Genomic DNA, 20854 nt, shown 5'->3' with positions numbered 1-20854 from the left:
CATCCCGCCGATCATGCGGGATGCGCCCCGCCCCGCTCAGCCCGACGTCGCCGCCGACGTCGCGTCGCACGCCTGCGCCGCCAGCGCCCGCGCCAGATCGTCCCGTGCCTCAAGTACCAGACGGCGCAGGGCCGGTGGCGCGTCCGGATGCGCCGCGAGCCAGGCGTCCGTGTCGCGCACCGTCTCCTGACGGTCCTGGAGGCTCGGATACAGCCCCTGCACCAGGTCCATGCCGATCTGGATCGAGCGCTCGGCCCACACCCGTTCGATCATCTCGAAGTACTTCTGGGCGTACGGCGCGGTCAACTCCCGCTGCCCCGGCTGCGCGAAGCCCGCGATCGTCGCCTCCACCAGCGCGTTCGACAGGGCGTCGGAGTCGACGACATCCGCCCACGCGGTCGCCTTGACCTCCTCCGAGGGGCGCGAGGCCAGACACCGCACCTGGTGGCGCCTGCCGGACGCCGTGTCGTCGCGGGCCAGCTCCGCCGCGATCACGGACTCGTCGGCCAGACCGTGCGCGGCCAGCGGACCCAGGAAGCTCCAGCGCAGCTCCTGGTCCACGTCGAGGCCGTCGATCTTCGCCGTGTTCCCCAACAGGCTCCGCAGCAGCTGGAAATCGGCGTCCGAGGTGGCCGTCGACGCGAAGAACCGCGCCCAGGTCAGCTGGTGCTGGCTGCCCGGCCCGGCCAGCCGCAGCTCGCGCAGCGCGCCCTCCGCCAGCGCCCGCGCGCCCTCCTCGCGCCACTGCGGCGCCGCGTAGTGGATCAGCGCGCCCTGCGCCCAGGCGTGCAGCCTCTGGAGGACGCCGATGTCCGACTCGCGCCCCGCGAACCGCAGCACCAGCTGGATGAAGTCCCGTGCCGGCATCAGCCCGTCGCGGGTCAGATTCCACAGCGCCGACCAGCACAGCGCCCGCGCCAGCGGGTCGGTGAGTTCGCCGAGGTACCCGCGCAGCGTCTCCAGCGAGCCCTCGTCGAAGCGGATCTTGCAGTACGTGAGGTCGTCGTCGTTGACCAGGATCAGATCGGGCCGCTCGGCGCCGGCCAGCTCCGTGACGACCGTGCGCGGCCCGTCGACGTCGACCTCGGCGCGTGTGTACCTGACCAGCTCGGCGTCCACGCTCTCGCGCCGGTACAGGCCCACCGCCACCCGGTGCGGGCGCAGTTCGGGATGTGACCCGGTGGCCTCCTGGAGCACGGCCAGCTCGGTCACATGCCCGGAGGAGTCGTAGGTGACCGCCGGGGTCAGCGAGTTGACGCCCGCCGTCTCCAGCCAGGAACGCGACCACGACACCATGTCGCGCCCCGACGTCTCCGCCAGGACGGAGAGCAGGTCACCGAGGCGGGTGTTGCCGTACGCGTGCCGCTTGAAGTAGCGCCGCGCGCCTTCCAGGAACGCCTCGCGCCCGGCGTACGCGACGAGTTGCTTCAGCACCGACGCGCCCTTGGCGTAGGTGATGCCGTCGAAGTTGAGCTTGGCGTCCTCCAGGTCCCGGATGTCGGCCGTGACCGGATGCGTGGACGGCAGCTGGTCGGCGCGGTACGCCCACGCCTTGCGGTTGTTGGCGAAGGTGACCCAGGCGTTGGTGAAGCGCGTCGACTCCGCCAGCGCCAGCGAACCCATGAAGTCGGCGAACGACTCCTTGAGCCACAGGTCGTCCCACCAGCGCATCGTCACGAGATCGCCGAACCACATGTGCGCCATCTCGTGCAGGATGACGTTCGCGCGGCGCTCGTAGGACGCCTGGGTGACCTTGCCCCGGAAGACGTAGTCCTCGCGGAAGGTCACACAGCCGGGGTTCTCCATCGCGCCGATGTTGTACTCGGGCACGAACGCCTGGTCGTACTTCCCGAAGGGGTACGGGTAGTCGAAGTTGTCGTGGAAGAAGTCCAGGCCCTGCTTGGTCACCAGGAAGATGTCGTCGGCGTCGAAGTGCCGGGCGAGGCCCTTGCGGCACAGCGCGCCGAGCGGGATCTCCAGCGTGGAGCCGTCGGGCAGCTCGCGCCGGTACACATCGGTGACGTGGTGGTACGGCCCCGCCACGACGGCCGTGATGTACGTCGAGATCGGCCTGGTCTCGGCGAACGTCCACACCCCGGTCTCGGCTCCCGATCCGGTCGTCCCACCGTTGCTCCAGACCGTCCAGCCCGCCGGCGCGGTCACCTCGAAGGTGAACGGCGCCTTGAGATCGGGCTGTTCGAAGTTGGCGAAGACGCGGCGCGCGTCGGCCGGCTCGTACTGCGTGTAGAGGTAGACCTCGCCGTCCTCCGGGTCGACGAAGCGGTGCATCCCCTCGCCGGTACGGCTGTAGGCGCACCGCGCGTCGACGACCAGCACGTTCTCCTCGGCCAGCCCGTACAGCGCGATGCGCGAGCCGTCGAACACGACGGACGGGTCCAGCGAGCGGCCGTTCAGGGTCAGCGACGTCACGCTCGGCGCCACCAGGTCGACGAAGGTGGCCACGCCCGGCCGCGCCGACCGGAAGTGGATCGTCGTGACGGAGCGGAAGGTGCGGGGCGCACCCGGCCCGTCCGCCGGGGCCCCGTCCGGCGCGTCACCCGGCGCCTCGCCGACCGCCGACCGCAGGTCGAGCGCGACCTCGTACCGGTCGACGGACAGCAGCTCGGCCCGCTCGCGGGCCTCGTCGCGGGACAGGTTCTCACCGGGCACGGACACTCCTAGGTGCGTGTTTTTGCCTACAACGGTTCGAATTCTCCCACGGGGCACCGTGTCCGACGGCTGCCGGGAATGACTCCGGCGACCGGTGGCGTTGCCCCGTACGTCGCCCATCGTTGGACCGCAGCCGGTTCTTTTTCTAGGAGAGACACGCCCATGAGTGAAACGAGTGCCCGGACGCCCGTCGACTTCTGGTTCGATCCGATCTGTCCATGGGCCTGGATGACGTCCCGCTGGATGCTGGAGGTCGAGAAGGTCAGGAACGTCGAGGTCAACTGGCACGTCATGAGCCTGGCCGTGCTGAACGAGGACAAGCTCGACGAGCTTCCCGAGCAGTACCGGGAGGGCATGAAGGCCGCGTGGGCCCCGGTCCGCGTCGTGATCGCCGCCCAGCAACTGCACGGCGACGAGGTCGTCGGCAAGCTCTACACCGCGCTCGGCACCCGTATCCACAACGGCGGGGAGGGCAACGAGCGCGCCACCATCGTCGCGGCGCTGGCCGATGTCGGCCTGCCGGCGGACCTCATCGACTACGCGGACAAGGACACCTACGACACCGAGCTGCGCGCCTCCCACAAGGAGGGCATCGACAAGGTCGGCCAGGAGGTCGGTACCCCGGTGATCGCGGTTCCCGGCTCCGACGGCGAGCAGATCGCCTTCTTCGGCCCGGTCGTGACCCCCGCCCCCAAGGGCGAGGAGGCCGCCCAGCTGTGGGACGGCACGCTGATGGTCGCCTCGATCCCCGGTTTCTACGAGATCAAGCGCACCCGTACGCAGGGCCCGATCTTCGACTGACCGGCCTTTCCCGGGCCGCGCGGTGAGACCGTCGCGGCGCCCACCGGTGACCGGGCGTATGTGGAAGGACCCCCGCGAGTCATGTCCTCGCGGGGGTCCTTCGTCACTCCGTCCGCAGGTGAAGGCTGAGAAGACGATCACGAGCAGGACGCCTGTGGGGGTGGCGGCACGGGCGCGGGGACCGGTCAGGGCGCCAGCAGGACGTCGTCCCGTTCCTTCGCCGCCGCGAAACGCTTCGCCACGTCCTGCCAGTTCACGACGCGCCACATCGCCTCGATGAAGTCCACCTTCTGGTTCTTGTACTGGAGGTAGAAGGCGTGCTCCCAGGCGTCGAACACCAGGACCGGCACGGATCCCTGACCCACGTTGCCCTGGTGGTCGTAGACCTGCTCCACGATCAGCCTGCCGCTGACCGGCTCGTACGCCAGGACGCCCCAGCCGGAGCCCTGCGTCGTCGCCGCGGCCTTCGTGAGCTGGGCCTTGAAGCCGGCGAACGAGCCGAACGACGCGGTGATCGCGTCGGCGAGGTCGCCCACACCGTCGGCCGCCAGCGGCTCGCCGCCGCCGTTGTCGCCCGTCATGTTGTGCCAGTAGATCGAGTGGAGGATGTGGCCGGACAGATGGAACGCGAGGCTTTTCTGGAGGCCGTTGATCGCGCCCCAGGACTCCTTGTCGCGTGCCTCGTCCAACTGCTCCAGGGTGTCGTTCGCACCCTTGACGTACGCGGCGTGGTGCTTGTCGTGGTGCAGCTCGATGATCTGCGGATTGATGACCGGTTCGAGCGCCGCGTAGTCGTAGGGGAGTTCGGGGAGTGTGTAGATGGCCATGGGCGAGCCCTCCTGCTGCTTATTGCACATCTTATGCAACTGCACGCTAACAGCAAGAGGGTCCGATGTTGATCAGGCATTGGTCCTAGGCCGTGTCCACGAAGTACCGCCCGGCCCGCGCTCAGGCTTCCGCCGCGTCCCGCGCCATCGACGCGATGTCCGGGTAGTCCGTCACCACGGCGTCCACGCCGCGGCCGAAGTGCAGGGCGTACTCGGCGAAGGCGTCACCGAACGCGTTGGGGTCGGTGCCGCGGCGGAAGGCCGCCGGCAGGTACTGGTTCTCCGCGCGGAAGGTGTACGCGCCCACCTTCAGACCCGCCCGGTGCGCATCGGCCAGCAGGGTGAACGGCTCCACGACGGACGACTTGTCGGGCCCGATCCAGTCCGCGTACCGCGCGATCCTCCCCAGCCCCTGCGGCGTCATCATGTCCTTGTACGTCGTGGGGTCACCCGCCGCGACGTGGTCGTACGGTGCGCCCGTCGTGCCCAGCGCCTGCCAGAGCGGCAGCCGCAGCCGCTCCTCGGCGAACGCGGCGAGACTGCTGGGCTCGAACGACTGCACCACGCATTCGTCGGCGTCCAGCCGGTAGCGCCGCACGATCCGCGCGAGCGCGGGCTCCAGGGGCAGGCCGATGGAGCGGAAGTACGTGGGGTGCTTGGTCTCCGGGAAGACGGCGATCCGGCGGCGGTGGCGCCGGGACAGCTCACGGGCCAGCTTCACGACCTCCTCGAAGGTCAGCACCGGCTCGCGGCCGTCGAAGACGGTGTTGCGGTCACGGATCAGCGGCAGGCGCTCGACCGCCCGCAGGGTCTTCAGCTCGGCCAGCGTGAAGTCCTCGGTGAACCAGCCCGTCACCGGCCGCCCGTCGACGGTCTTCGTCGTCCGCCGGCCGGCGAACTCCGCGTGCTCGGCGACGTCCGTCGTCCCGGAGATCTCGTTCTCGTGCCGCACGACCAGGACATGGTCCTTGGTGGGGACCAGATCGGGCTCGATCCAGTCGGCGCCCGTCTGCACGGCGTAGGTGTAGGCCGCCGCCGTGTGCTCGGGCCGCCAGCCGGCGGCGCCCCGGTGGCCGATGACCACGGGCCGGCCGGAGCCTTCGGGCCGCCGGGGCGACGCGGCGGCGGTGGTGGCCGTGACGGGCAGCGCGGTGGCGGCGGTGGCGGCGCCGGCCGCGAGCAGTATCGAGCGGCGTCTGGGCTGTGCGGACATTCGGGTCTCCCTCGTCGGGCTCGTGAACGTCGGTCATTTGATGTGATCCAGGGTTCGGCGGCAGCACGATAGGCAGGCGAGCGGCCCGAGTTGGCGCGATGCACGCCGGATTCACCGCCTGTGCGGCGGCCGTCAATCCGGGGTTCACCCCGAATGCCGCCCGCCCACGCACCCGGTGTCCGACGCCGGGCGCGCCCGGCTCCCGAGCGCCGCGTACGGCGCGCGGTCCGGACTGCGACCCCGGCCGCGTCCCGCGCACGAGCCACCGCCTCCCGTCGAACGGCGTGCGCCGTGCCCGAGCCGGGGGTGCGGGGCCGCACGAGCCGGTCCCGGTCCCGGACATGACGACGGGGCGGGGCCGCGTACGGTGCCGACACCCGTCCGGTGCGCCACCCCCGCGCCGGGCCACCCCGCCCGCCCCTACGAACCGTGCCGCGCCCGCGCCGACGCCAGGAGCGCGAGGTGGTCGTCGTAACCCTTCGTGTAGTACGCCGCCCGCACTGGGTCCGGCGTCACCACCGCCGCGGGGGAAGTCCACGCGGCGATGTCCAGCGGCACCCCGTGGCGTGCCGCCGACGCGAGGACCGCGCCCCGTGCGCCCACCTCGCCCTCCACGATCCGCAGCGGGCGGCCGAGCACATCGGCGAACAGGCGCATCCACGCGGGGCTCCGGGTGCCGCCGCCGCAGACCGCGAGGCTGCCCGTCAGGCCCGCCGCCTCCAGGCAGTGCCGGGCGGCGTACGCGATGCCCTCGCAGGTGGCCCTGATCAGATCGGCCGCCGTCGACTCCAGTGAGACACCGGTCACCTCGGCCCGCAGCGCCGGGTCGACGAACGGCGCGCGCTCACCGGACGGCGCGAAGTAGGGGAGCACCCTGACACCGCCCGCGCCCGGCTCCACCGCGTCCAGCAGGGAGTCCACCTCCGTGAGGTCCGTGCCGGTCGTGGTCAGCACCCAGTCGAGCGCGGCGGTCCCCACCATCGCGGGCATGGCGCGCAGCCAGTGCCCCGGCCGGTCCGTCGAGATGTGCAGCCCGCCCGGCTCACCCTCCAGGTCGAGGGTGTCCGTCGCGACGAGCGAGGCCAGGCACGTACCGATGATCAGCAGTCCGTCGCCCGGCTCGGTGACCCCCGCGCCCAGTGCGCAGGCCGGCAGGTCGTACGGCCCGTTCGCGATCCGTAACCCCGAGGGCAGCTCACCGATCGCGACCGGATCGCTGACCGGGGCCAGCAGCCCCTCCCGGTGCGCGAGGCCCAGCTCCGCGAGCACGTCGCCCGAGTACTGCCGTGTCCTCGGGTCCAGGAACGGCATCGACGCGTCCGAGACATCCGTCGCACGCACCCCGGTCAGCCGCTGGAAGACCATGTCCTTGCAGTACAGCGCCGTCGTCGCGGCGTCCAGCGCGGCCGGCTCGTGGCGGTCGAGCCAGGCCAGCACGGGTCCCGGGCAGCCCGGGAACATCGCGCTGCCGCTGCGCCGGAACACCGACTCGAAGACGCCGGACGCCAGCCACTCGTCCACGAACTCGTGAGCCCTGCCGTCCATCCAGGAGATCGCGGGCCGCACCGGACGCCCCTCGGCGTCGACCAGCCAGACCCCGTCGCCCTGACCGGTGAGCCCGGCCAGCTCGACCGGTCCGGGCAGCGCGGCGGTGAGCGTGTCGAGGGCGTCGACGACCGCGCCGTACAGCTCCTCCATGTCCTGCTCGGCATGGCCGCCGTGGATGTCGAGGCGCACCGGGCGGGACTCGACGGCGAGCGCCCGGCCTCCCGCGTCGAAGGCCGCGGCCTTCACCATCGACGTGCCGACATCGATACCGACGTACATCGCGCTCTCCTCAGCTTCCGGGGGTCCTCAAGGCGGCGCGCGGCCTCATGTCAGGCAGTGCGCCAGTGGCTCGCCCTTGGCGTAGCGCGCGACCTCGGCGGCGGCGATCCGCGCCGCCTTGCGGGCCACGGCCCTGCTGGCCCCGCCCAGATGCGGGGTCAGCACCACATTGGGGGTGCCGTGCAGCCGGGACCCGGCCGGCAGTGGCTCCTGCTCGTACGTGTCGAGCGCCGCCGCGCCCAGCTGCCCGCTGTCGAGCGCGTCGCACAGCGCGTCCGTGTCGATGAGCCCGCCGCGCGCCACGTTCACCAGGGTCGATCCCCTTGGCAGCAGCGCGAGTTCACGCGCGCCGATCAGACCCTTCGTCTCCGGGGTGAGCCGCGCGTGCAGCGTGACGACGCTCGACCGGGACAGCAGCGCCTCCAGCGACGGGGACCGCATGCCGTGCACGTCGCCCCGTACATACGGGTCGTACACCTCCACCTCGGCGCCGAACGCGGTCAGCACGCGGGCGACCCGGCTGCCGACCGCGCCGTAACCGATCAGCCCCACCGGCGTGTCCTCCAGCTCCGGGCCGCAGCGCTCGTACGTGTAGTGCGAGGCGTCCCATTTTCCTTCCAGAACGAGGGAGTTGTGTGCCTCGGGGATCCGCCGCAGGGCCGCGAGGATCATCCCGACGGTGAACTCGGCCGTGGCCGCCGCGTTGCGTCCCGGCGCGAAGCAGACCTTGACGCCGCGCGCGCGGGCGGCGTCGACGTTGACGTTGACCGGGCCGCCCCGGCACACGGCGACCATCCGCAGCGCGGGGGAGGCGGCCAGCACCCGTTCGGTGAAGGGCCCCATCTGGGTCACACAGACCTCGACCCCGTCCAGCGCCTCGATCAGCGCGTCCTCGCAGTCGTTGGCCTCGTCGACCTCGGCGACCCTGCCGAAGGGGGTGAGCGGCCAGGGGAGGGTGAGTCGGGTGATCTCGGCCGGGCCGGGGACGACGCGCCCCAGGGCCTCGGTGATCAGGGAGTTGAGGACGAAATGATCACCAGCTGCGAGGATCCTCATGTCAGGGTCAGGGCCTCTCCGGTCTCGGCGTCGAAGACATGCGTGTGCCGTGGGTCGGCGGTGACGCGTACGGTGTCGCCCCGGTCCAGGCGTGTCTCCGGGCCGGTCTCCACGACAAGGGGTTCGGCGACGCCGTCGAGCATGAGCGTGGCGATTCCGGACTCCAGGAGCGGCTCATGGGCGCTGACCGTAGCCCGTACGGCGCCGCCCGGGTCCTCGCCCCACCCGGTGTCCCCCGTCCCGGGCCCGGACTCACCCTCACGGGCCAGCCGCAGGTCCTCCGGACGGATGCCGAGCACCACCTCCCGGCCGACGGGCGGACCGGCCGGGCACGGGAACCGCGCCGACGCACCGAGCCGTACCCACCCGTCGGCCGCCACGACGCCCGGCAGCAGGTTGATCGCGGGCTCCCCCACGAAGTCGGCGACGAACACATTCGCCGGGGCGTCGTAGATCTCGTACGGCGTGCCGAGTTGCTGGATCACGCCGTCCTTCATGACGGCTATCCGGTCGGCGAGCGACAGCGCCTCTTCCTGGTCGTGGGTGACGAGAATCGTCGTATGGCCCAAGTCCCGCTGGATGCGCTTGAGTTCACGACGGGTCGTATCGCGCTGCGCCGCGTCCAGATGGGACAGCGGCTCGTCCAGGAGCAGTACGTCCGGCTCCCGGATCAGGGCCCTGGCCAGCGCCACGCGCTGCTTCTGGCCGCTGGACAGACCGGCGGGCCGGGCGGCGAGGAGGTCGGTGATGCCGATCCGCTCCGCCATGTCGGCGACCCGGCGGCCCCGTTCCGTGCGCCCGTGCAGGCCGCGCGCCGCGAGCCCGAAGCCGAGATTCTCACGGACGGTCAGCGGCGGGTAGAGCGCGTAGTTCTCGAAGGCGACACCGATGTTGCGCTCCCGCGCCGGCAGACCGACGACGGAGTCGCCGCCCACCAGGATGTCGCCGCCGGTGACCTCCTCCAGACCGGCGATCATCCGCAGCGTGGTGGACTTGCCGCAGCCGGACGGGCCGAGGAGACCGAGCAGTTCGCCGGAGCGCAGGCCGATGTCGATGCCCCGCACCGCGTCCACGGGGGGACGGCCGCGCGACACGTACGTCTTGCGCAGCTCACGCAGGGTCAGTTCAGTCACCGCCCACCTCGCAGACTTGATAGGGGACCTTGTGCTCGTCCAGATCGCGCAGCGCCTCCGCGGAGGCGCCGGCGTCCACGAGCACCAGGTCGAAGGCGGAGAGCGGGGCCAGCCGGTGCAGTGCGACCCGGCCGAGCTTGGAGTGGTCGAGCAGCAGGACGTTGCGGGCCGCCGAGCCGAGCATCGCCCGCTTCACGGAGACGATGTGCTGCTCCTGGTGGTAGGCGAAGCCCCCGGAGACCGCGGCGGTGGAGGTGAAACAGACGTCGACCTGGAGCGACTGCACGGCCTCGACGCAACTGACCCCGAGGAAGGAGGAGTGCAGGGGGTCGTAGTCGCCGCCCAGCGCCATCAGATGGATGCCGCGCTCCCCGGACAGCAGGTTGATCGCCTCCAGGAAGTTGGTGACGACGGTCAGCGGCGTGATGGCGCCGAGCCGGCGCGCGATCTCCAGGGTGGAGGTCGAGTCGTCCAGCATCACCGCCATACCGGGCTCGATCAGGCTCAGCGCGTGCCGGGCGACCGCCGCCTTCTCCTCGTGCATCGCCTTGAGCCGGAAGGCGACGTTCGACTCGAACACACCTGACGGCTGCGCGGTCACCCCGCCCCTGAACTTCCTCACGATGCCCTGGCGTTCGAGCTCGTCGAGGTCCCGGTGGATGGTCATCAGACTGACGTCGAACCGCTCGGCCAGCTCGGCGGCGGTGCCCTCGCCCTGCGCGAGGACGTACTCGGCTATCGCCGCCTGGCGCGGAGCGGGGCCGCGCTGCTGCTGGGTGCTCATGTGCTGATCCTTCGTCCTGGACGTCCCGGCCGGTCGGCCTCGAACAGGAGCAGGTTCTCAAGATCCGCGCGGAGCCGTACAAAATCGTCCGTGCGCAGGCCGGCCGCGCCGGCGCGCGGGGCGACGAGCGAGAGCTGCCGGGAGCCGAGCCGGACGGTGACCTCGGTGGCGCGGCCGAGGACCTCGGTGACGTAGACGGTGCCGGTCAACTCCACCGCGCCGCTCCCGCCCGCCGCGTCCCCGGCGCCCCCGGCCTCACCCAGGGTGACGTCCCTCGGCCGTACGCCCAGCTGCACCGCCGTGCCCGGCGGCGCCGGTACGTCCAGCGGCACCTCGAAGCCGCCCTCCGCCGACCCGAAGTGCCCGTCCGCGGTGACCGTCCCCGGCAGCAGGTTGATCATCGGGCGACCGAAGGAGCGGGCGACGAACGTGTCGTGCGGCCGGTGCCAGATCTCCCCCCGCGTCCCGGTCTGGACGATCCGCCCCTCCCTGATCACCCCGATCCGGTCGCCGAGCGCCAGCGCCTCCACCGAGTCGTGCGTGACATACAGCGTGGTCGTGTGCCGGACGTCCCCGATGGCCTTCAGCTCCGCGCGCATCGCCTGGCGGAGCTTGGCGTCGAGATGGGAGAGCGGCTCGTCGAGGAGGAACGCGCGCGCGGGCCGTACGAGCACCCGCCCGAGCGCCACCCGCTGCCGCTGCCCGTTCGACAGGGCGCCCACCGGACGCTCCAACAGCTGCTCGATACCGAGCAGTTCGGCGATGTCGTGGATCCGCGTACGGGCCTCGGCGGCCGGCAGCCGGTACTTGGGCGAGCGCAGCGGCGATGCGAGGTTGTCGTAGGCGGAGCGGTGCGGATAGAGCGCGTACGACTCGAAGCACATGGCCACGCCCCGGTCGTAGGGCTCGACGCCGGTCATGTCCCGGCCGCCCAGCTCGACCGCGCCGGAGTCCGGCTCCTCCAGACCGGCGACGGTCTTGAGCGTCGTCGTCTTGCCCGCCCCGGACGGGCCGAGCAGACAGAAGAACTCACCCTCGGCCACGTCCAGTTCGACGCCGTCGAGCGCGGTGGTGCGTCCGTACGACTTGTGGACGCCGCGCAGCCCTATCGAGGTGGTGCCGGACCCGGCCGCGATCACGACTTCACCGCCCCGAACGACAGCCCCCGCACCAGATACCGCTGGATCGTGAGCGCCAGCAGCAACGGCGGGATCACCGACACGAGCGCGGCGGCGGCCGTCAGGTTGTACTTGGGCCGGTCGCCGCCGAGGAACGACAGCGCGCCCACGGTCACGGTCTGCGCCTGTGAGGAGGTGAGGATCAGCGGGAAGACGAAGTTGTTCCACGCGAAGATGAAGGCCAGCAGTGACACCGCCGCGATCCCCGGCTTCACCAGCGGCAGCGCGACCCGGAAGAACGCCTGTTTGCGGGTGTAGCCGTCGAGCAGCGCCGCCTGCTCCAGCTCCGGTGACAGGTCGGCGAAGTACGACCGCATGATCCACACGATCAGCGGCAGCGTGACCAGTTGCAGGACCCAGATCATGCCGAGGTGGGTGTCGAAGAGACCGAGCTGCTGGTAGAGCACGAACAGCGGGATGATCACGGTCAGTTCGGGCGCGAAGCGGAACGACAGCAGCGTGAACATCAGATTCTCCGAGCCGCGGAACCGCCAGCGCGCCGCGGCGTACGCGGCGGGCAGCCCGATCACCAGGGAGAGCCCGACGGCCCCCAGCGACACCACCAGGGAGTTGAGGAAGAACCGCACGAACGGCACACCCTCGTCCTCGCCCGCGCCGAGGACCGTGCGGTAGGAGTCCAGGGTCGGGGTGAAGGAGAAGTAGGTGCTTAAGAGTTCGTGTCCCGGCTTCAGCGAGAGCACGACCATCCACATGACGGGGAAGAGCGCGAAGAGGAAGTAGAGGATCAGCGCGCCGTCGGCGGCGATCCCCAGCACCCGTCGCCGCGCCGCCCCGTTCCGCCGCGCAGGCGGCTGACGTCTCGTCACCTCGACACCTCCGCCGCCCGGTTCTGGATCCGGCCCAGATAGCGCACCAGCACCATCGCCGCCAGATAGACCACCGCCCACAGCACGATCATGTAGCTCAGCCCGAACGAGTAGCGCTGGAAGCGGATCGCCTCCAGATACGCGCGGATCTGGAGCACCACCGTGGAGTCGCCGGGGCCGCCCTCCGTCAGGGCGTAGATGATGTCGAAGACCTTCAGCGAGTCCATGAACCGGAAGATCACGGCGACCAGGACGTACGGCCACAGCATCGGCATCGTCAGCTTGCGGAAGGTGAACCACCAGCCCGCCCCGTCGACCGCCGCCGCCTCGAAGGGCGACGCGGGCAGCGAGCGCAGCCCCGCCAGCGCCAGGATCGCGACGAACGGGGTGTAGACCCACACGTCCACGGCGATCGAGGAGAGCAGCGCGCCCGTCGGGGTGTCCGTCCACTGCACCCCGCCCAGACCGAACGGCCGCAGCAGGTGGTTCACGACCCCGACCGACGGCTGGAGCATCAGCTTCCAGATGATCGCGGCGATCACCGGCGCGATCATCAGCGGCAGGATGAGGACCTTCTCCAGCACCCGGCCCACCAGTGTCGAGCGGTGCAGGAGCAGCGCCACGGCGACGCCGAGCACCGTCTCGACGGCGGCGGCGCCGACCGCGTAGAGCACCGTCACCCACGCCGAGTCCCAGAAGGAGGAGTCGGTGAAGATCCGCCGGTAGTTCTCCAGGCCCGTGAAGTCCGGCTGCGGCTTGCTCGCCGCGAAGTCGAACACCGTGTAGTACAGGCCGAGCCCGAAGGGGTAGAGGATCCCGCCGGTCAGCAGCAGGGCGGGCACGATGAGCAGATACGGGCGAAGGGAGCGCCGCCACCGCGGGACGCTCCTCTCCGCGCCGGGGCCCGCGGGCGGGGGAGCGCCCGCGGCCGGGCCGGAGCCCGAACCCCGATCCGCGGCCGACGCCTTTTCACGGGCGCCGGCCACGGCCGCGTCGTCGGACGAGGCCGCCCCGTGATCGGCCTCCGTCGACGAGGACATGGGGCGTCACCCGACCTTCGAGGCCAGATCGTCCGCCAGTCCGTTCAGCACCGGCCCCGCGCTCTTGCCCCCGTAGATCTCCTGGAGCGCCGACGCCCAGCTCGTGGTCGCGTCGAAGAACTGCTCCTGCGGGGTGAACTGGATCCGCGTCTGGTCCTGGACGGCCTCGAACGTCTCGATGAAACCCGCAAGTTCGCTCATCTTGTCCCGGTACGCAGGGTCGTCGCTCACCGACTTGCGCACCGGATCGATGTGGTTGTACTCGATCGCGCCCTTGCGCAGGTGCTCCTTGCCGGTGGCCCACTGGAGGAACAGCCAGGCGGCGCTCTTCTTCTTGCTCTTGGCGTTCATGCCGAGCGACCAGATCCACATGTTGGTCGCGAGCGAACCGTCGGGCCCCTTCGGCCCCGGATGGAACGCGATCTTCCCGGCGGCGGGCGACGCGCCCTTCACCGCCTGGAAGTACGCGGCGGTGTCCGCGTCGAAGAGCATGCCCGCCTTCTTCGCGCCCAGGTCGCTCGAACACTGGTACCAGGTGTACGAGGTCCACGAGGGCGGCCCGCCCTTCTTGACCATGTCCGCCCAGTCACGGGTGAACGTGATGGCCTCGGGGGAGTTCATGGCGGGCTTCAGGCTCTCCCCGTCGACCGTGAAGTCCTTCAGCTTGTAGCGGGAGAACATCGTCATGAAGCCGGGGTGGATCGTCGCCCAGCTCCGCGAGCCGCGCACCGCGACCCCGTACATCCCGTCGAAACCGGCCCCGGGCGCCTTGCGCTTGATGGTCCCGGCGAGTTCGCGCAACTCGTCGAAGGACTCGGCGGGCCGCAGCCCCAGCTTGTTGAAGACCTCCGTGTTGTACGCGACGACGTTGGCCTCCCAGCCCCACGGCAGCGCGTACTGCCCGCCCTGCCCGAGCGGCGTGCCGGCCTTCAGGGACCACTGGGTGCCTTCGAGGAGGCTCGGCAGGAAGTCGTCCTGGTCCCATTCGGCGCCGGTGGCCGACTCGTTGCGCATCCAGGGGCCGAGATCCTCCAGCCAGCCCGGCGGGCCGTACTGCCACACCATGTAGGCGCCGAGCATGAAGATGTCGTACGACGCCCGGCCGCTGGAGAGGTCGACGGTCAGCTTGTCGAAGTAGTTGTCCTCGGGGAACACGTCGTACTCGACCTTGATGCCGGTCTTCGCGGTGAACGCCTTCAGATCGGCGATCAGCGCGTCCGTGTACGGATGCTTGTTGAGCAGCGCCTTGACGGTGGTGCCCTTGTGCCGCTGCCAGTCGAAGGATCCGGTGACGTCGTCGGCGGCGGACCCGTCGCTCTTGCTGTCACCGTCACCGAAGCCGGCCCCGCAGGCGCTCAGCAACGGGACGGAAGACGCCGCCGCCGTGAGCGCGAGGAACCGCCGCCGGTCGTGCCCGAGCTGCCCGTGCATGTCCATCCGTGACCTCCACGGTCCGGCAGGAGACGTTGTCGCCACGTTCCCACCCGTGGATAACGCGTTCCTTCGAGTGGTTAACAGAGCTTGGAACACCGGTAGTTGCGCGTCAATCCCTCGCACATCGCAAAATCTCGGTGCAGAGTGAGAACTTCACAGAGGGAGCCGATATGTGGATGGGTATCGATCTCGGTACACAGAGCGTCCGTGCGGTGCTCGTCGGGGACGAGGGGGCCGTGTTCGGCAGCGGGGCGGCCCCACTCGGCGGCAGACGCGACGGGGTACGCCACGAGCAGTCGCCGGACGACTGGTGGGAAGCGGCGCGCACGGCGATCGGCCAGGCCCTGAAGTCCGTCCCTGACGGCGGGTCACCCCCCGTCCGCGCGCTCGCCGTGTGCGGCACCTCCGGCACGGTCCTGCTCACCGACGGCGCGGGCCGCCCGCTCACACCCGGCCTGATGTACGACGACGGGCGCGCCACGGCGGAGGCCGCGCTGGCCCGCGAGCGAGGACTGCGCGTCCAGCCGACGTGGGCGCTGCCGAAGGTGATGTGGCTGCTGAAGGAGCAGCCGCCGACCGCGGGGACACGCCTCACCCATCAGGCGGACCTCGTCGTATCCCGGCTGGTCGGCGCTCCCACCCCCACCGACTCCAGCCACGCCCTGAAGACGGGTTACGACCTGACGGGCGACACCTGGCCGCACGACGAACTGCGCGCCCTGGGTCTGGCCCCGGACCTCTTCCCGGAGGTCGTACGGCCCGGCGACCGGCTCGGCGAGGTCGACGCGGACGGCGAGAGCGCCACCGGTGTCCCCGCCGGCACCCCCGTGATCGCCGGAATGACCGACGGCTGCGCGGCCCAGATCGCCTCGGGCTCACTGGGCGTCGGATCCTGGAACTCCGTCCTCGGCACCACGCTCGTCCTCAAGGGCGTCACCGCCGCACCCGTCCACGACAGCACCGGAGCCGTCTACAACCACCGCGCCCCGGACGGCGGTTGGCTGCCCGGCGGCGCCTCCGGCGTCGGGGCCGGCGCGCTGGGCAGAGCCTTCCCGGACGCGGACCCGGCGCGCCTCGACGCCCTCGCCGCCGCGCACGAACCGTCGACCGCGCTCGCCTACCCACTGGTCTCACGGGGCGAGCGGTTCCCCTTCCTCGCCCCCGACGCCACGCCCCTCCTGCTCGGCCGGCCCCGCTCCGACGCCGACCACTGGGCGGCGCTCCTCCAGGGGGTCGGCCACACCGAACGGCTCTGCCTGGACTACCTGGACCACCTCGGCGCCCCGCAGGACGGCCCGCTCACCTTCACCGGCGGCGCCTCGCGCAGCGCGTACTGGAACCAACTGCGCACCGACATCCTCGGCCGCAGCGTGCACATCCCCCGGCACAGCGAACCGGCGCTCGGCATGGCGGTCCTCGCCGCGTACGGCGCCGACGCCGCCCCCACCCTCGCTGACGCGGCCGAGCGGATGGTCGGCCTCAGCCATGTCCTGCGCCCCGACCCGGCCCGTACCGCGCGTTTCCTCCCGCCGTATCTGAGCATGGTGGACGAACTGGAACAGCGTGGCTGGCTCCCGGCGCCCGTCGCCGCCCACGCCCGCACGCGTGCCGACGCTTTGGAGACCTCATGAGTGCGACCCTGCTGCTGGCCCGCCACGGACAGACGCTCTGGCACGCCGAGAACCGCTACGCGGGCGTGAGCGACATCGGCCTCACCGACGAGGGGCGCGCCCAGGCGGTCCGGCTGGGCTGGTGGGCGGGGCGGCAGGCGGCGGCGGGCGCCGGGATCGACGCCGTGTGGACATCCACGGTGCCCCGCGCGATCGCCACGGCCGAGCCCGCCTGCCGGGCGCTGGACCTCGTACCGACCCGCGAACACGACCTGCGCGAGTGCGACTTCGGGGTGGTGGAGGGCCGCACGCTCGCCGAGTTCGAGACCGTGGACCCGACGGCGGCTGCGGCCTTCCGCGCCGACCCGGTGCTGAACCCGTTCCCCGCCGCGGAGGACCCCCGCTCGGCCGCGACCCGCGGGACGGACGCCCTGCGCCGGATCGCCGCGACGCACGAGGACGGCCGGGTCCTGGTCGTCGCGCACAATACCCTGCTGCGGCTGGTGCTCTGCGAACTGCTGGGCATCGCGCTGAGCGACTACCGCCGGGTGTTCCCGCGCCTGCGGAACGCGGCGGTGACGGAGCTGCGGATGGCGGGTAGCCAGGCCGCCATACTGTCGCTGAACGTACCCTGCTCGTAGCTCTGGGTATTATCTGCGCATGATTTCAAAAGGGCGACACCAAGCCGGGGACATCGCGGCTGCCCTCGAACGCGCGAAGAGGGCTGGTTGCAAGATCACGCCCGACAAGAATGGTCATCGGTGAGGATGGGTGGTGTGCTGCACCTGCGGAGATACCCACACCGTGCCCGGCGCGCCCAAGAACCCCGGCAATGAGGCGAAGCGAATCGACCGGTTCGTCCGTGACCCTCAGCACTGAGAGGAGTGCTTTCTGTGTCCGAGCGGAGTTTCATCCTTCGTCTCAACCAGCCTCTGACCGCTGAGCAGGCCAACGCCTTCGACCACTGCGACGCCTTCGCAGACGGATCTGTGTCGTACGTCCTCGGCCCTGAGGACCCGAGTCAGTTCGCGGTTCACACGGACCCCGCCGAACTGAGCGAGCTGTCCTGCGACATCGAGGCGCCGTCGTTCCTTGACGCGGTCGCCCGAGTGGCCCGCGACATCCGGCTCATCCCAGGGCTGCACGCCGTCAGTGTCCGCCACGACGACACGGTGACGCTGGGGGAGGCGGCGCAGCGCTGCGACCGTAACGAGGAGTCACTTGCGGCGCTGCCAGGATTTCCGGAGCCGTTGCCCGGTCCGCCGGGAGCGACGGTCTTCTACTCCTGGCGCGAGATCGCGGAGTTTCTGCGGAGTATCGGCGACACCGTCCCCGAGACGCCCCGCGAACTCGCCGTCGCCGACCAGGTGCTGCGCCTCGCTCACGAACTCGAAAGCCTCGAAGTGGCGCCCGGCACGCTGCGTGCTCTGGGCCTGCCGTCCGCCTGAGGCGAAGGCAGGACGAGGGCGCGTCGCTGCTGTCGCTGAACGTGCCGTGCGTGAGACAGCCCTGTAGCTCTATGTGATGAACGCGTCTCTCTCTGCTCCGCCTCGGCGTGTGGCTGGCTACGCTCGCAACGGGCTGTCACGGCCCTGTCGCCGCAGGACACAGGGGAGTTGGCATGGCGAAGGGCGGGTCCGATGCGGGCCGGGAGGCATCGGCGCGGGTCATGTTGTACGAGACGATCGCGCGCCTGCGTGAGGAGTCGGGCAAGTCGCTCGCCGAGTTGCAGGAGTTGACGACGTACGACCGCGCGTATCTGCACAAACTGGAGACGGGGGCGCGGCTGGGGTCACCGCAGGTGGTGGCTGCGCTGGACGCGGTGTACGGGACGAAGAGACAGTTGTCGCAGCTGTGGGTGCTGGCGAGGGAGGACGCGTTCGGGGACCGGTACCAGCGGTTCATGAGGCTGGAGCGGGAGGCGACGGTCCAGTACAAGTACGTGTGCAGCGTCGTCCCAGGCCTGCTCCAGACGGAGGCGTACGCCGAGGAGATCCTGGCCAAGGGTCGTCCGCGGGACGATGGGGAACTGGCCGAGCAGGTCACGGCGCGGATGAGCCGTCAGGACATCCTGGAGGGCGACGACGCCCCTCACTTCAGGGCGTTGCTCGACGAGGCCGTGTTCCGCCGCGCGGCAACGGATCCGAAGGTGTGGAGGGACCAGTTGGAAGCGCTGCTCGAAGCGGGGCAGCGGTCCGGCGTCACCATCCAAGTGGTGCCGTTCTCGGCGGGGTTGCACGATCTGCTGGGTGGCTCGCTGACCGTCCTCTGGCTCGCGAACGGGAAGTCCGTGGCCTATCTGGAGAGTTCGAAGTCCGGTGAGTTGATCGAGGAACCGGAGAAGGTCGAAGCGCTGCGCTTGTCCTACGATCTGCTACGAGACAAGACGCTCTCTCCCGAGAGCTCCGCAGATTTCATCAGGCGACTGATCGAGGAGATCCCGCGATGCGAACCGTCCGACCCGACCTGACCCAGGCCGCTTGGCGTAAGTCGTCGTACAGCAACTCGGACGGCGGCGATTGCGTCGAGGTGTCCGACAGCTTCCCCGGTGTCGTCCCCGTCCGCGACTCGAAGGTTCCGGGCGGCCCGGCGCTCGCCTTCCCCGCCCATGCGTGGCAGGCGTTCGTTCAGACGCTTCGCTGATCACCCCGTCGCCACCACACGGCTCCGGCGCTTCCACGCCGGAGCCGTCGTCTTGCGTGCTCCTTGGGCGTCGTCGGGACTGTGCGGACCCCGGTGGCGCTCCCTACGGGCCCGCAACCCTCTCGCCCCGATCCGCGCTCGGCCGACGCGCGTTCACCAATCGCCGCATTGGCCCGTATGTCCTGTTTCGTAGGGTGATCGCTCCACGCTCGGCGGCCCTGCCGGAGCCATGGATTTCAGGCTGCCGGCCCAGCCCCGCGCGCACGCCGCTGCCGTACGGCACCGATCGTCGCCAGGCCCAGCGTCAGCAGCCCCGTCGCCATCAACTGGTCACGCGTGTCCGGCTGACCGAGCATCAGGACGAATATCGTCGCCATCCCCGCCAGCGAGACCCACGTCAGCGCCGGGTACAGCCACATCCGCACCACCAGCTTTTCCGGTGCCTCGCGCTCCGTGCGGCGGCGCAGGACCAGTTGGGAGACCGCGATGAACGCCCAGACGACGAGGATCACCGCGCCCGTCATGTTGAGCAGCCAGGCGAAGATGTCGTCGGGGCGCCAGTAACTGAGCAGTACGCACAGGAAACCGAAGACCGACGAGGCGAGCACCGCGTTGCGCGGGACGCCGGACGTCACCCTGCCCAGCACCTTCGGGCCCTGACCGCGAGCCACCAGTGAGCGGGCCATGCGGGAGGCGCCGTAGATGTTGGCGTTCATCGCCGACAGCAGCGCCACCAGCACGACGACGTTCATGATCTGGCCCGCGCCGGGGATGTCGAGGCGGTCGAGCATCGCGACGTACGGGCCGGAGCCCTTCTCGACGATCTTCGGGTCGTCCCACGGCACCAGCGTGACGATGACCGCCATCGAACCGACGTAGAAGAGCGCGATGCGCCACATCGCCGTCCGTACGGCCTTCGCGACGCCCCGGACCGGATCCTCCGACTCGGCCGCCGCGATGGTGACCGTCTCCAGACCGCCGTACGCGAAGACGGAGGCCAGCAGGCCGATCACCAGGCCCTCGGAGCCGTTCGGCAGGAAGCCGCCGTCGCCGGTCAGGTTGGCGGTGCCGGGCGCGTCGGTGTCCGGCAGGACACCGAGGATCGCGAGCACACCGAGCACCAGGAACAGGGCGATCGCGCCGACCTTGAGCGAGGCGAACCAGGACTCGAACTCACCGAAGTTCTTCACGGCCGCGAGATTCGTGCCCAGGAACACCGCCATGAAAAGCGCCACCCAGGCCCACTCCGGGGTCCCGGGCAGCCAGCCGGAGACGATCTGCGCCGCGCCGATCCCCTCAAGGCCCACCGCCACACAGAGCAGGACCCAGAAGGCCCAGCCGGCGGTGAAGCCGGCCCACGGGCCGATCGCCCGTTCGGCGTGGACGGAGAACGAACCGGACGCCGGGTTGGCCGCCGACATCTCACCGAGCATGCGCATCACGAGCATGACGAGCAGTCCGGAGACGCCGTACGCGACGACGATCGACGGACCGGCGGCGGCGATGCCCGAGCCCGACCCGACGAACAGCCCGGCGCCGATCACACCGCCGAGCGCGATCATCGACAGATGGCGCTGCTTGAGCCCGTGCGTGAGCGCCGAGTCCGTACGGGGAGCGCCGGAGGTGCCGGAGGCTTCGGGGGCGGGGGGAGTCGCGGGCGCGTCGGCGGGGGTCCGAGGCGCTGACATGGGGTGCCTGTTCGGTAGCGGATGGGGGAGGGGCACAGTCTGGCCGCGCGTACCGCTTACCCGTAACCCGGTCCCTCTATACGGACATCCGGCTCACCCGGGGGCAAGAGGAGCCCACCGACC

The 20854-nt window shown here is 70.6% G+C and carries 18 protein-coding genes; 6 read left to right on the top strand and 12 right to left on the bottom strand.

Annotated features, from left to right (window positions below):
• Nucleotides 1–36 precede the first annotated feature (36 nt).
• Entirely contained in the window at nt 37–2670 is a 2634-nt protein-coding gene (gene pepN / locus SSPS47_RS10160; RefSeq protein ID WP_164250404.1) for an aminopeptidase N, read from the bottom strand.
• Nucleotides 2671–2832: 162 nt separating this feature from the next.
• On the opposite strand from pepN, the gene SSPS47_RS10155 reads away from it, so the two are divergent.
• The gene (locus SSPS47_RS10155; protein WP_147875312.1) at nt 2833–3471 is read left to right on the top strand and encodes a DsbA family protein; all 639 of its coding nucleotides are present in this window, start codon (nt 2833–2835) and stop codon (nt 3469–3471) included.
• A gap of 185 nt (nt 3472–3656) precedes the next feature.
• Here the strand turns inward: SSPS47_RS10155 and SSPS47_RS10150 are convergent, their stop codons facing one another.
• From SSPS47_RS10150 to SSPS47_RS10105, 10 genes are all read right to left on the bottom strand, one after another.
• Nucleotides 3657–4298, bottom strand: coding sequence for a superoxide dismutase (locus SSPS47_RS10150; RefSeq protein WP_164250402.1), 642 nt, complete (start codon nt 4296–4298; stop codon nt 3657–3659).
• 121 nt (nt 4299–4419) lie between these two features.
• The gene (locus SSPS47_RS10145) at nt 4420–5511 is read right to left on the bottom strand and encodes a glycerophosphodiester phosphodiesterase family protein (protein ID WP_164250400.1); all 1092 of its coding nucleotides are present in this window, start codon (nt 5509–5511) and stop codon (nt 4420–4422) included.
• 420 nt (nt 5512–5931) lie between these two features.
• Nucleotides 5932–7338, bottom strand: coding sequence for an FGGY-family carbohydrate kinase (locus SSPS47_RS10140; protein WP_164250398.1), 1407 nt, complete (start codon nt 7336–7338; stop codon nt 5932–5934).
• Between the two features lie 45 nt (nt 7339–7383).
• Nucleotides 7384–8394, bottom strand: a complete 1011-nt coding sequence (locus SSPS47_RS10135) for a 2-hydroxyacid dehydrogenase (RefSeq protein ID WP_164250396.1) — start codon at nt 8392–8394, stop codon at nt 7384–7386.
• Nucleotides 8391–9527: an ABC transporter ATP-binding protein gene (locus SSPS47_RS10130; protein WP_164250394.1), complete on the bottom strand. Its 1137-nt coding sequence runs from the start codon at nt 9525–9527 to the stop codon at nt 8391–8393. The genes SSPS47_RS10135 and SSPS47_RS10130 overlap by 4 nt, the downstream gene beginning before the upstream one ends.
• Complete coding sequence (locus SSPS47_RS10125; protein ID WP_164250392.1) at nt 9520–10311, bottom strand: DeoR/GlpR family DNA-binding transcription regulator; 792 nt, start codon at nt 10309–10311, stop codon at nt 9520–9522. Before SSPS47_RS10125 ends, SSPS47_RS10130 begins: the two co-directional genes overlap by 8 nt.
• Nucleotides 10308–11450 carry an ABC transporter ATP-binding protein gene (locus SSPS47_RS10120; protein WP_239064832.1) on the bottom strand — a complete coding sequence of 381 codons (1143 nt, stop codon included), beginning with the start codon at nt 11448–11450 and terminating at the stop codon, nt 10308–10310. Before SSPS47_RS10120 ends, SSPS47_RS10125 begins: the two co-directional genes overlap by 4 nt.
• Nucleotides 11447–12316: a carbohydrate ABC transporter permease gene (locus tag SSPS47_RS10115; protein ID WP_203557816.1), complete on the bottom strand. Its 870-nt coding sequence runs from the start codon at nt 12314–12316 to the stop codon at nt 11447–11449. Before SSPS47_RS10115 ends, SSPS47_RS10120 begins: the two co-directional genes overlap by 4 nt.
• Nucleotides 12313–13356 (bottom strand): sugar ABC transporter permease, encoded by a 1044-nt coding sequence (locus SSPS47_RS10110; protein ID WP_239064831.1) that lies wholly within the window; start codon nt 13354–13356, stop codon nt 12313–12315. The genes SSPS47_RS10115 and SSPS47_RS10110 overlap by 4 nt, the downstream gene beginning before the upstream one ends.
• A gap of 6 nt (nt 13357–13362) precedes the next feature.
• Entirely contained in the window at nt 13363–14793 is a 1431-nt protein-coding gene (locus tag SSPS47_RS10105) for a sugar ABC transporter substrate-binding protein (protein ID WP_164250391.1), read from the bottom strand.
• Between the two features lie 167 nt (nt 14794–14960).
• On the opposite strand from SSPS47_RS10105, the gene SSPS47_RS10100 reads away from it, so the two are divergent.
• The 5 genes from SSPS47_RS10100 to SSPS47_RS10080 all read left to right on the top strand — a co-directional run bounded on the left by SSPS47_RS10100 (nt 14961) and on the right by SSPS47_RS10080 (nt 19043).
• Nucleotides 14961–16421 carry an FGGY family carbohydrate kinase gene (locus SSPS47_RS10100; RefSeq protein WP_164250389.1) on the top strand — a complete coding sequence of 487 codons (1461 nt, stop codon included), beginning with the start codon at nt 14961–14963 and terminating at the stop codon, nt 16419–16421.
• Nucleotides 16418–17041 carry a histidine phosphatase family protein gene (locus SSPS47_RS10095; RefSeq protein WP_164250387.1) on the top strand — a complete coding sequence of 208 codons (624 nt, stop codon included), beginning with the start codon at nt 16418–16420 and terminating at the stop codon, nt 17039–17041. The genes SSPS47_RS10100 and SSPS47_RS10095 overlap by 4 nt, the downstream gene beginning before the upstream one ends.
• A 252-nt stretch (nt 17042–17293) precedes the next feature.
• Complete coding sequence (locus SSPS47_RS10090; RefSeq protein WP_164250385.1) at nt 17294–17848, top strand: hypothetical protein; 555 nt, start codon at nt 17294–17296, stop codon at nt 17846–17848.
• 173 nt (nt 17849–18021) lie between these two features.
• Nucleotides 18022–18870, top strand: a complete 849-nt coding sequence (locus tag SSPS47_RS10085; protein ID WP_164250383.1) for a helix-turn-helix transcriptional regulator — start codon at nt 18022–18024, stop codon at nt 18868–18870.
• Nucleotides 18846–19043, top strand: coding sequence for a DUF397 domain-containing protein (locus SSPS47_RS10080; protein ID WP_164250381.1), 198 nt, complete (start codon nt 18846–18848; stop codon nt 19041–19043). Before SSPS47_RS10085 ends, SSPS47_RS10080 begins: the two co-directional genes overlap by 25 nt.
• Before the next feature lie 236 nt (nt 19044–19279).
• On the opposite strand, the gene SSPS47_RS10075 is transcribed toward SSPS47_RS10080, so the two are convergent.
• On the bottom strand, nt 19280–20731 hold the full coding sequence (locus SSPS47_RS10075) for an amino acid permease (protein WP_164250379.1): 1452 nt from the start codon (nt 20729–20731) through the stop codon (nt 19280–19282).
• Between the last annotated feature and the right edge of the window lie 123 nt (nt 20732–20854).

Source organism: Streptomyces sp. S4.7 (assembly GCF_010384365.1).
Classification (GTDB): Bacteria; Actinomycetota; Actinomycetes; order Streptomycetales; family Streptomycetaceae; genus Streptomyces.
The sequence above is the reverse complement of the archived record's forward strand: the minus strand, read 5'-3'. Positions and strand labels throughout refer to the sequence as shown.

Bases quoted from the DNA above. Each gene is read 5' to 3' on its own strand.
- SSPS47_RS10155 (WP_147875312.1), top strand. From the start codon at position 2,833: ATGAGTGAAACGAGTGCCCGGACGCCCGTCGACTTCTGGTTCGATCCG.
- SSPS47_RS10150 (WP_164250402.1), bottom strand. From the start codon at position 4,298: ATGGCCATCTACACACTCCCCGAACTCCCCTACGACTACGCGGCGCTC.
- SSPS47_RS10145 (WP_164250400.1), bottom strand. From the start codon at position 5,511: ATGTCCGCACAGCCCAGACGCCGCTCGATACTGCTCGCGGCCGGCGCC.
- SSPS47_RS10140 (WP_164250398.1), bottom strand. From the start codon at position 7,338: ATGTACGTCGGTATCGATGTCGGCACGTCGATGGTGAAGGCCGCGGCC.
- SSPS47_RS10135 (WP_164250396.1), bottom strand. From the start codon at position 8,394: ATGAGGATCCTCGCAGCTGGTGATCATTTCGTCCTCAACTCCCTGATC.
- SSPS47_RS10125 (WP_164250392.1), bottom strand. From the start codon at position 10,311: ATGAGCACCCAGCAGCAGCGCGGCCCCGCTCCGCGCCAGGCGGCGATA.
- SSPS47_RS10110 (WP_239064831.1), bottom strand. From the start codon at position 13,356: ATGTCCTCGTCGACGGAGGCCGATCACGGGGCGGCCTCGTCCGACGAC.
- SSPS47_RS10105 (WP_164250391.1), bottom strand. From the start codon at position 14,793: ATGGACATGCACGGGCAGCTCGGGCACGACCGGCGGCGGTTCCTCGCG.
- SSPS47_RS10100 (WP_164250389.1), top strand. From the start codon at position 14,961: ATGTGGATGGGTATCGATCTCGGTACACAGAGCGTCCGTGCGGTGCTC.
- SSPS47_RS10095 (WP_164250387.1), top strand. From the start codon at position 16,418: ATGAGTGCGACCCTGCTGCTGGCCCGCCACGGACAGACGCTCTGGCAC.
- SSPS47_RS10085 (WP_164250383.1), top strand. From the start codon at position 18,022: ATGGCGAAGGGCGGGTCCGATGCGGGCCGGGAGGCATCGGCGCGGGTC.
- SSPS47_RS10080 (WP_164250381.1), top strand. From the start codon at position 18,846: ATGCGAACCGTCCGACCCGACCTGACCCAGGCCGCTTGGCGTAAGTCG.
- SSPS47_RS10075 (WP_164250379.1), bottom strand. From the start codon at position 20,731: ATGTCAGCGCCTCGGACCCCCGCCGACGCGCCCGCGACTCCCCCCGCC.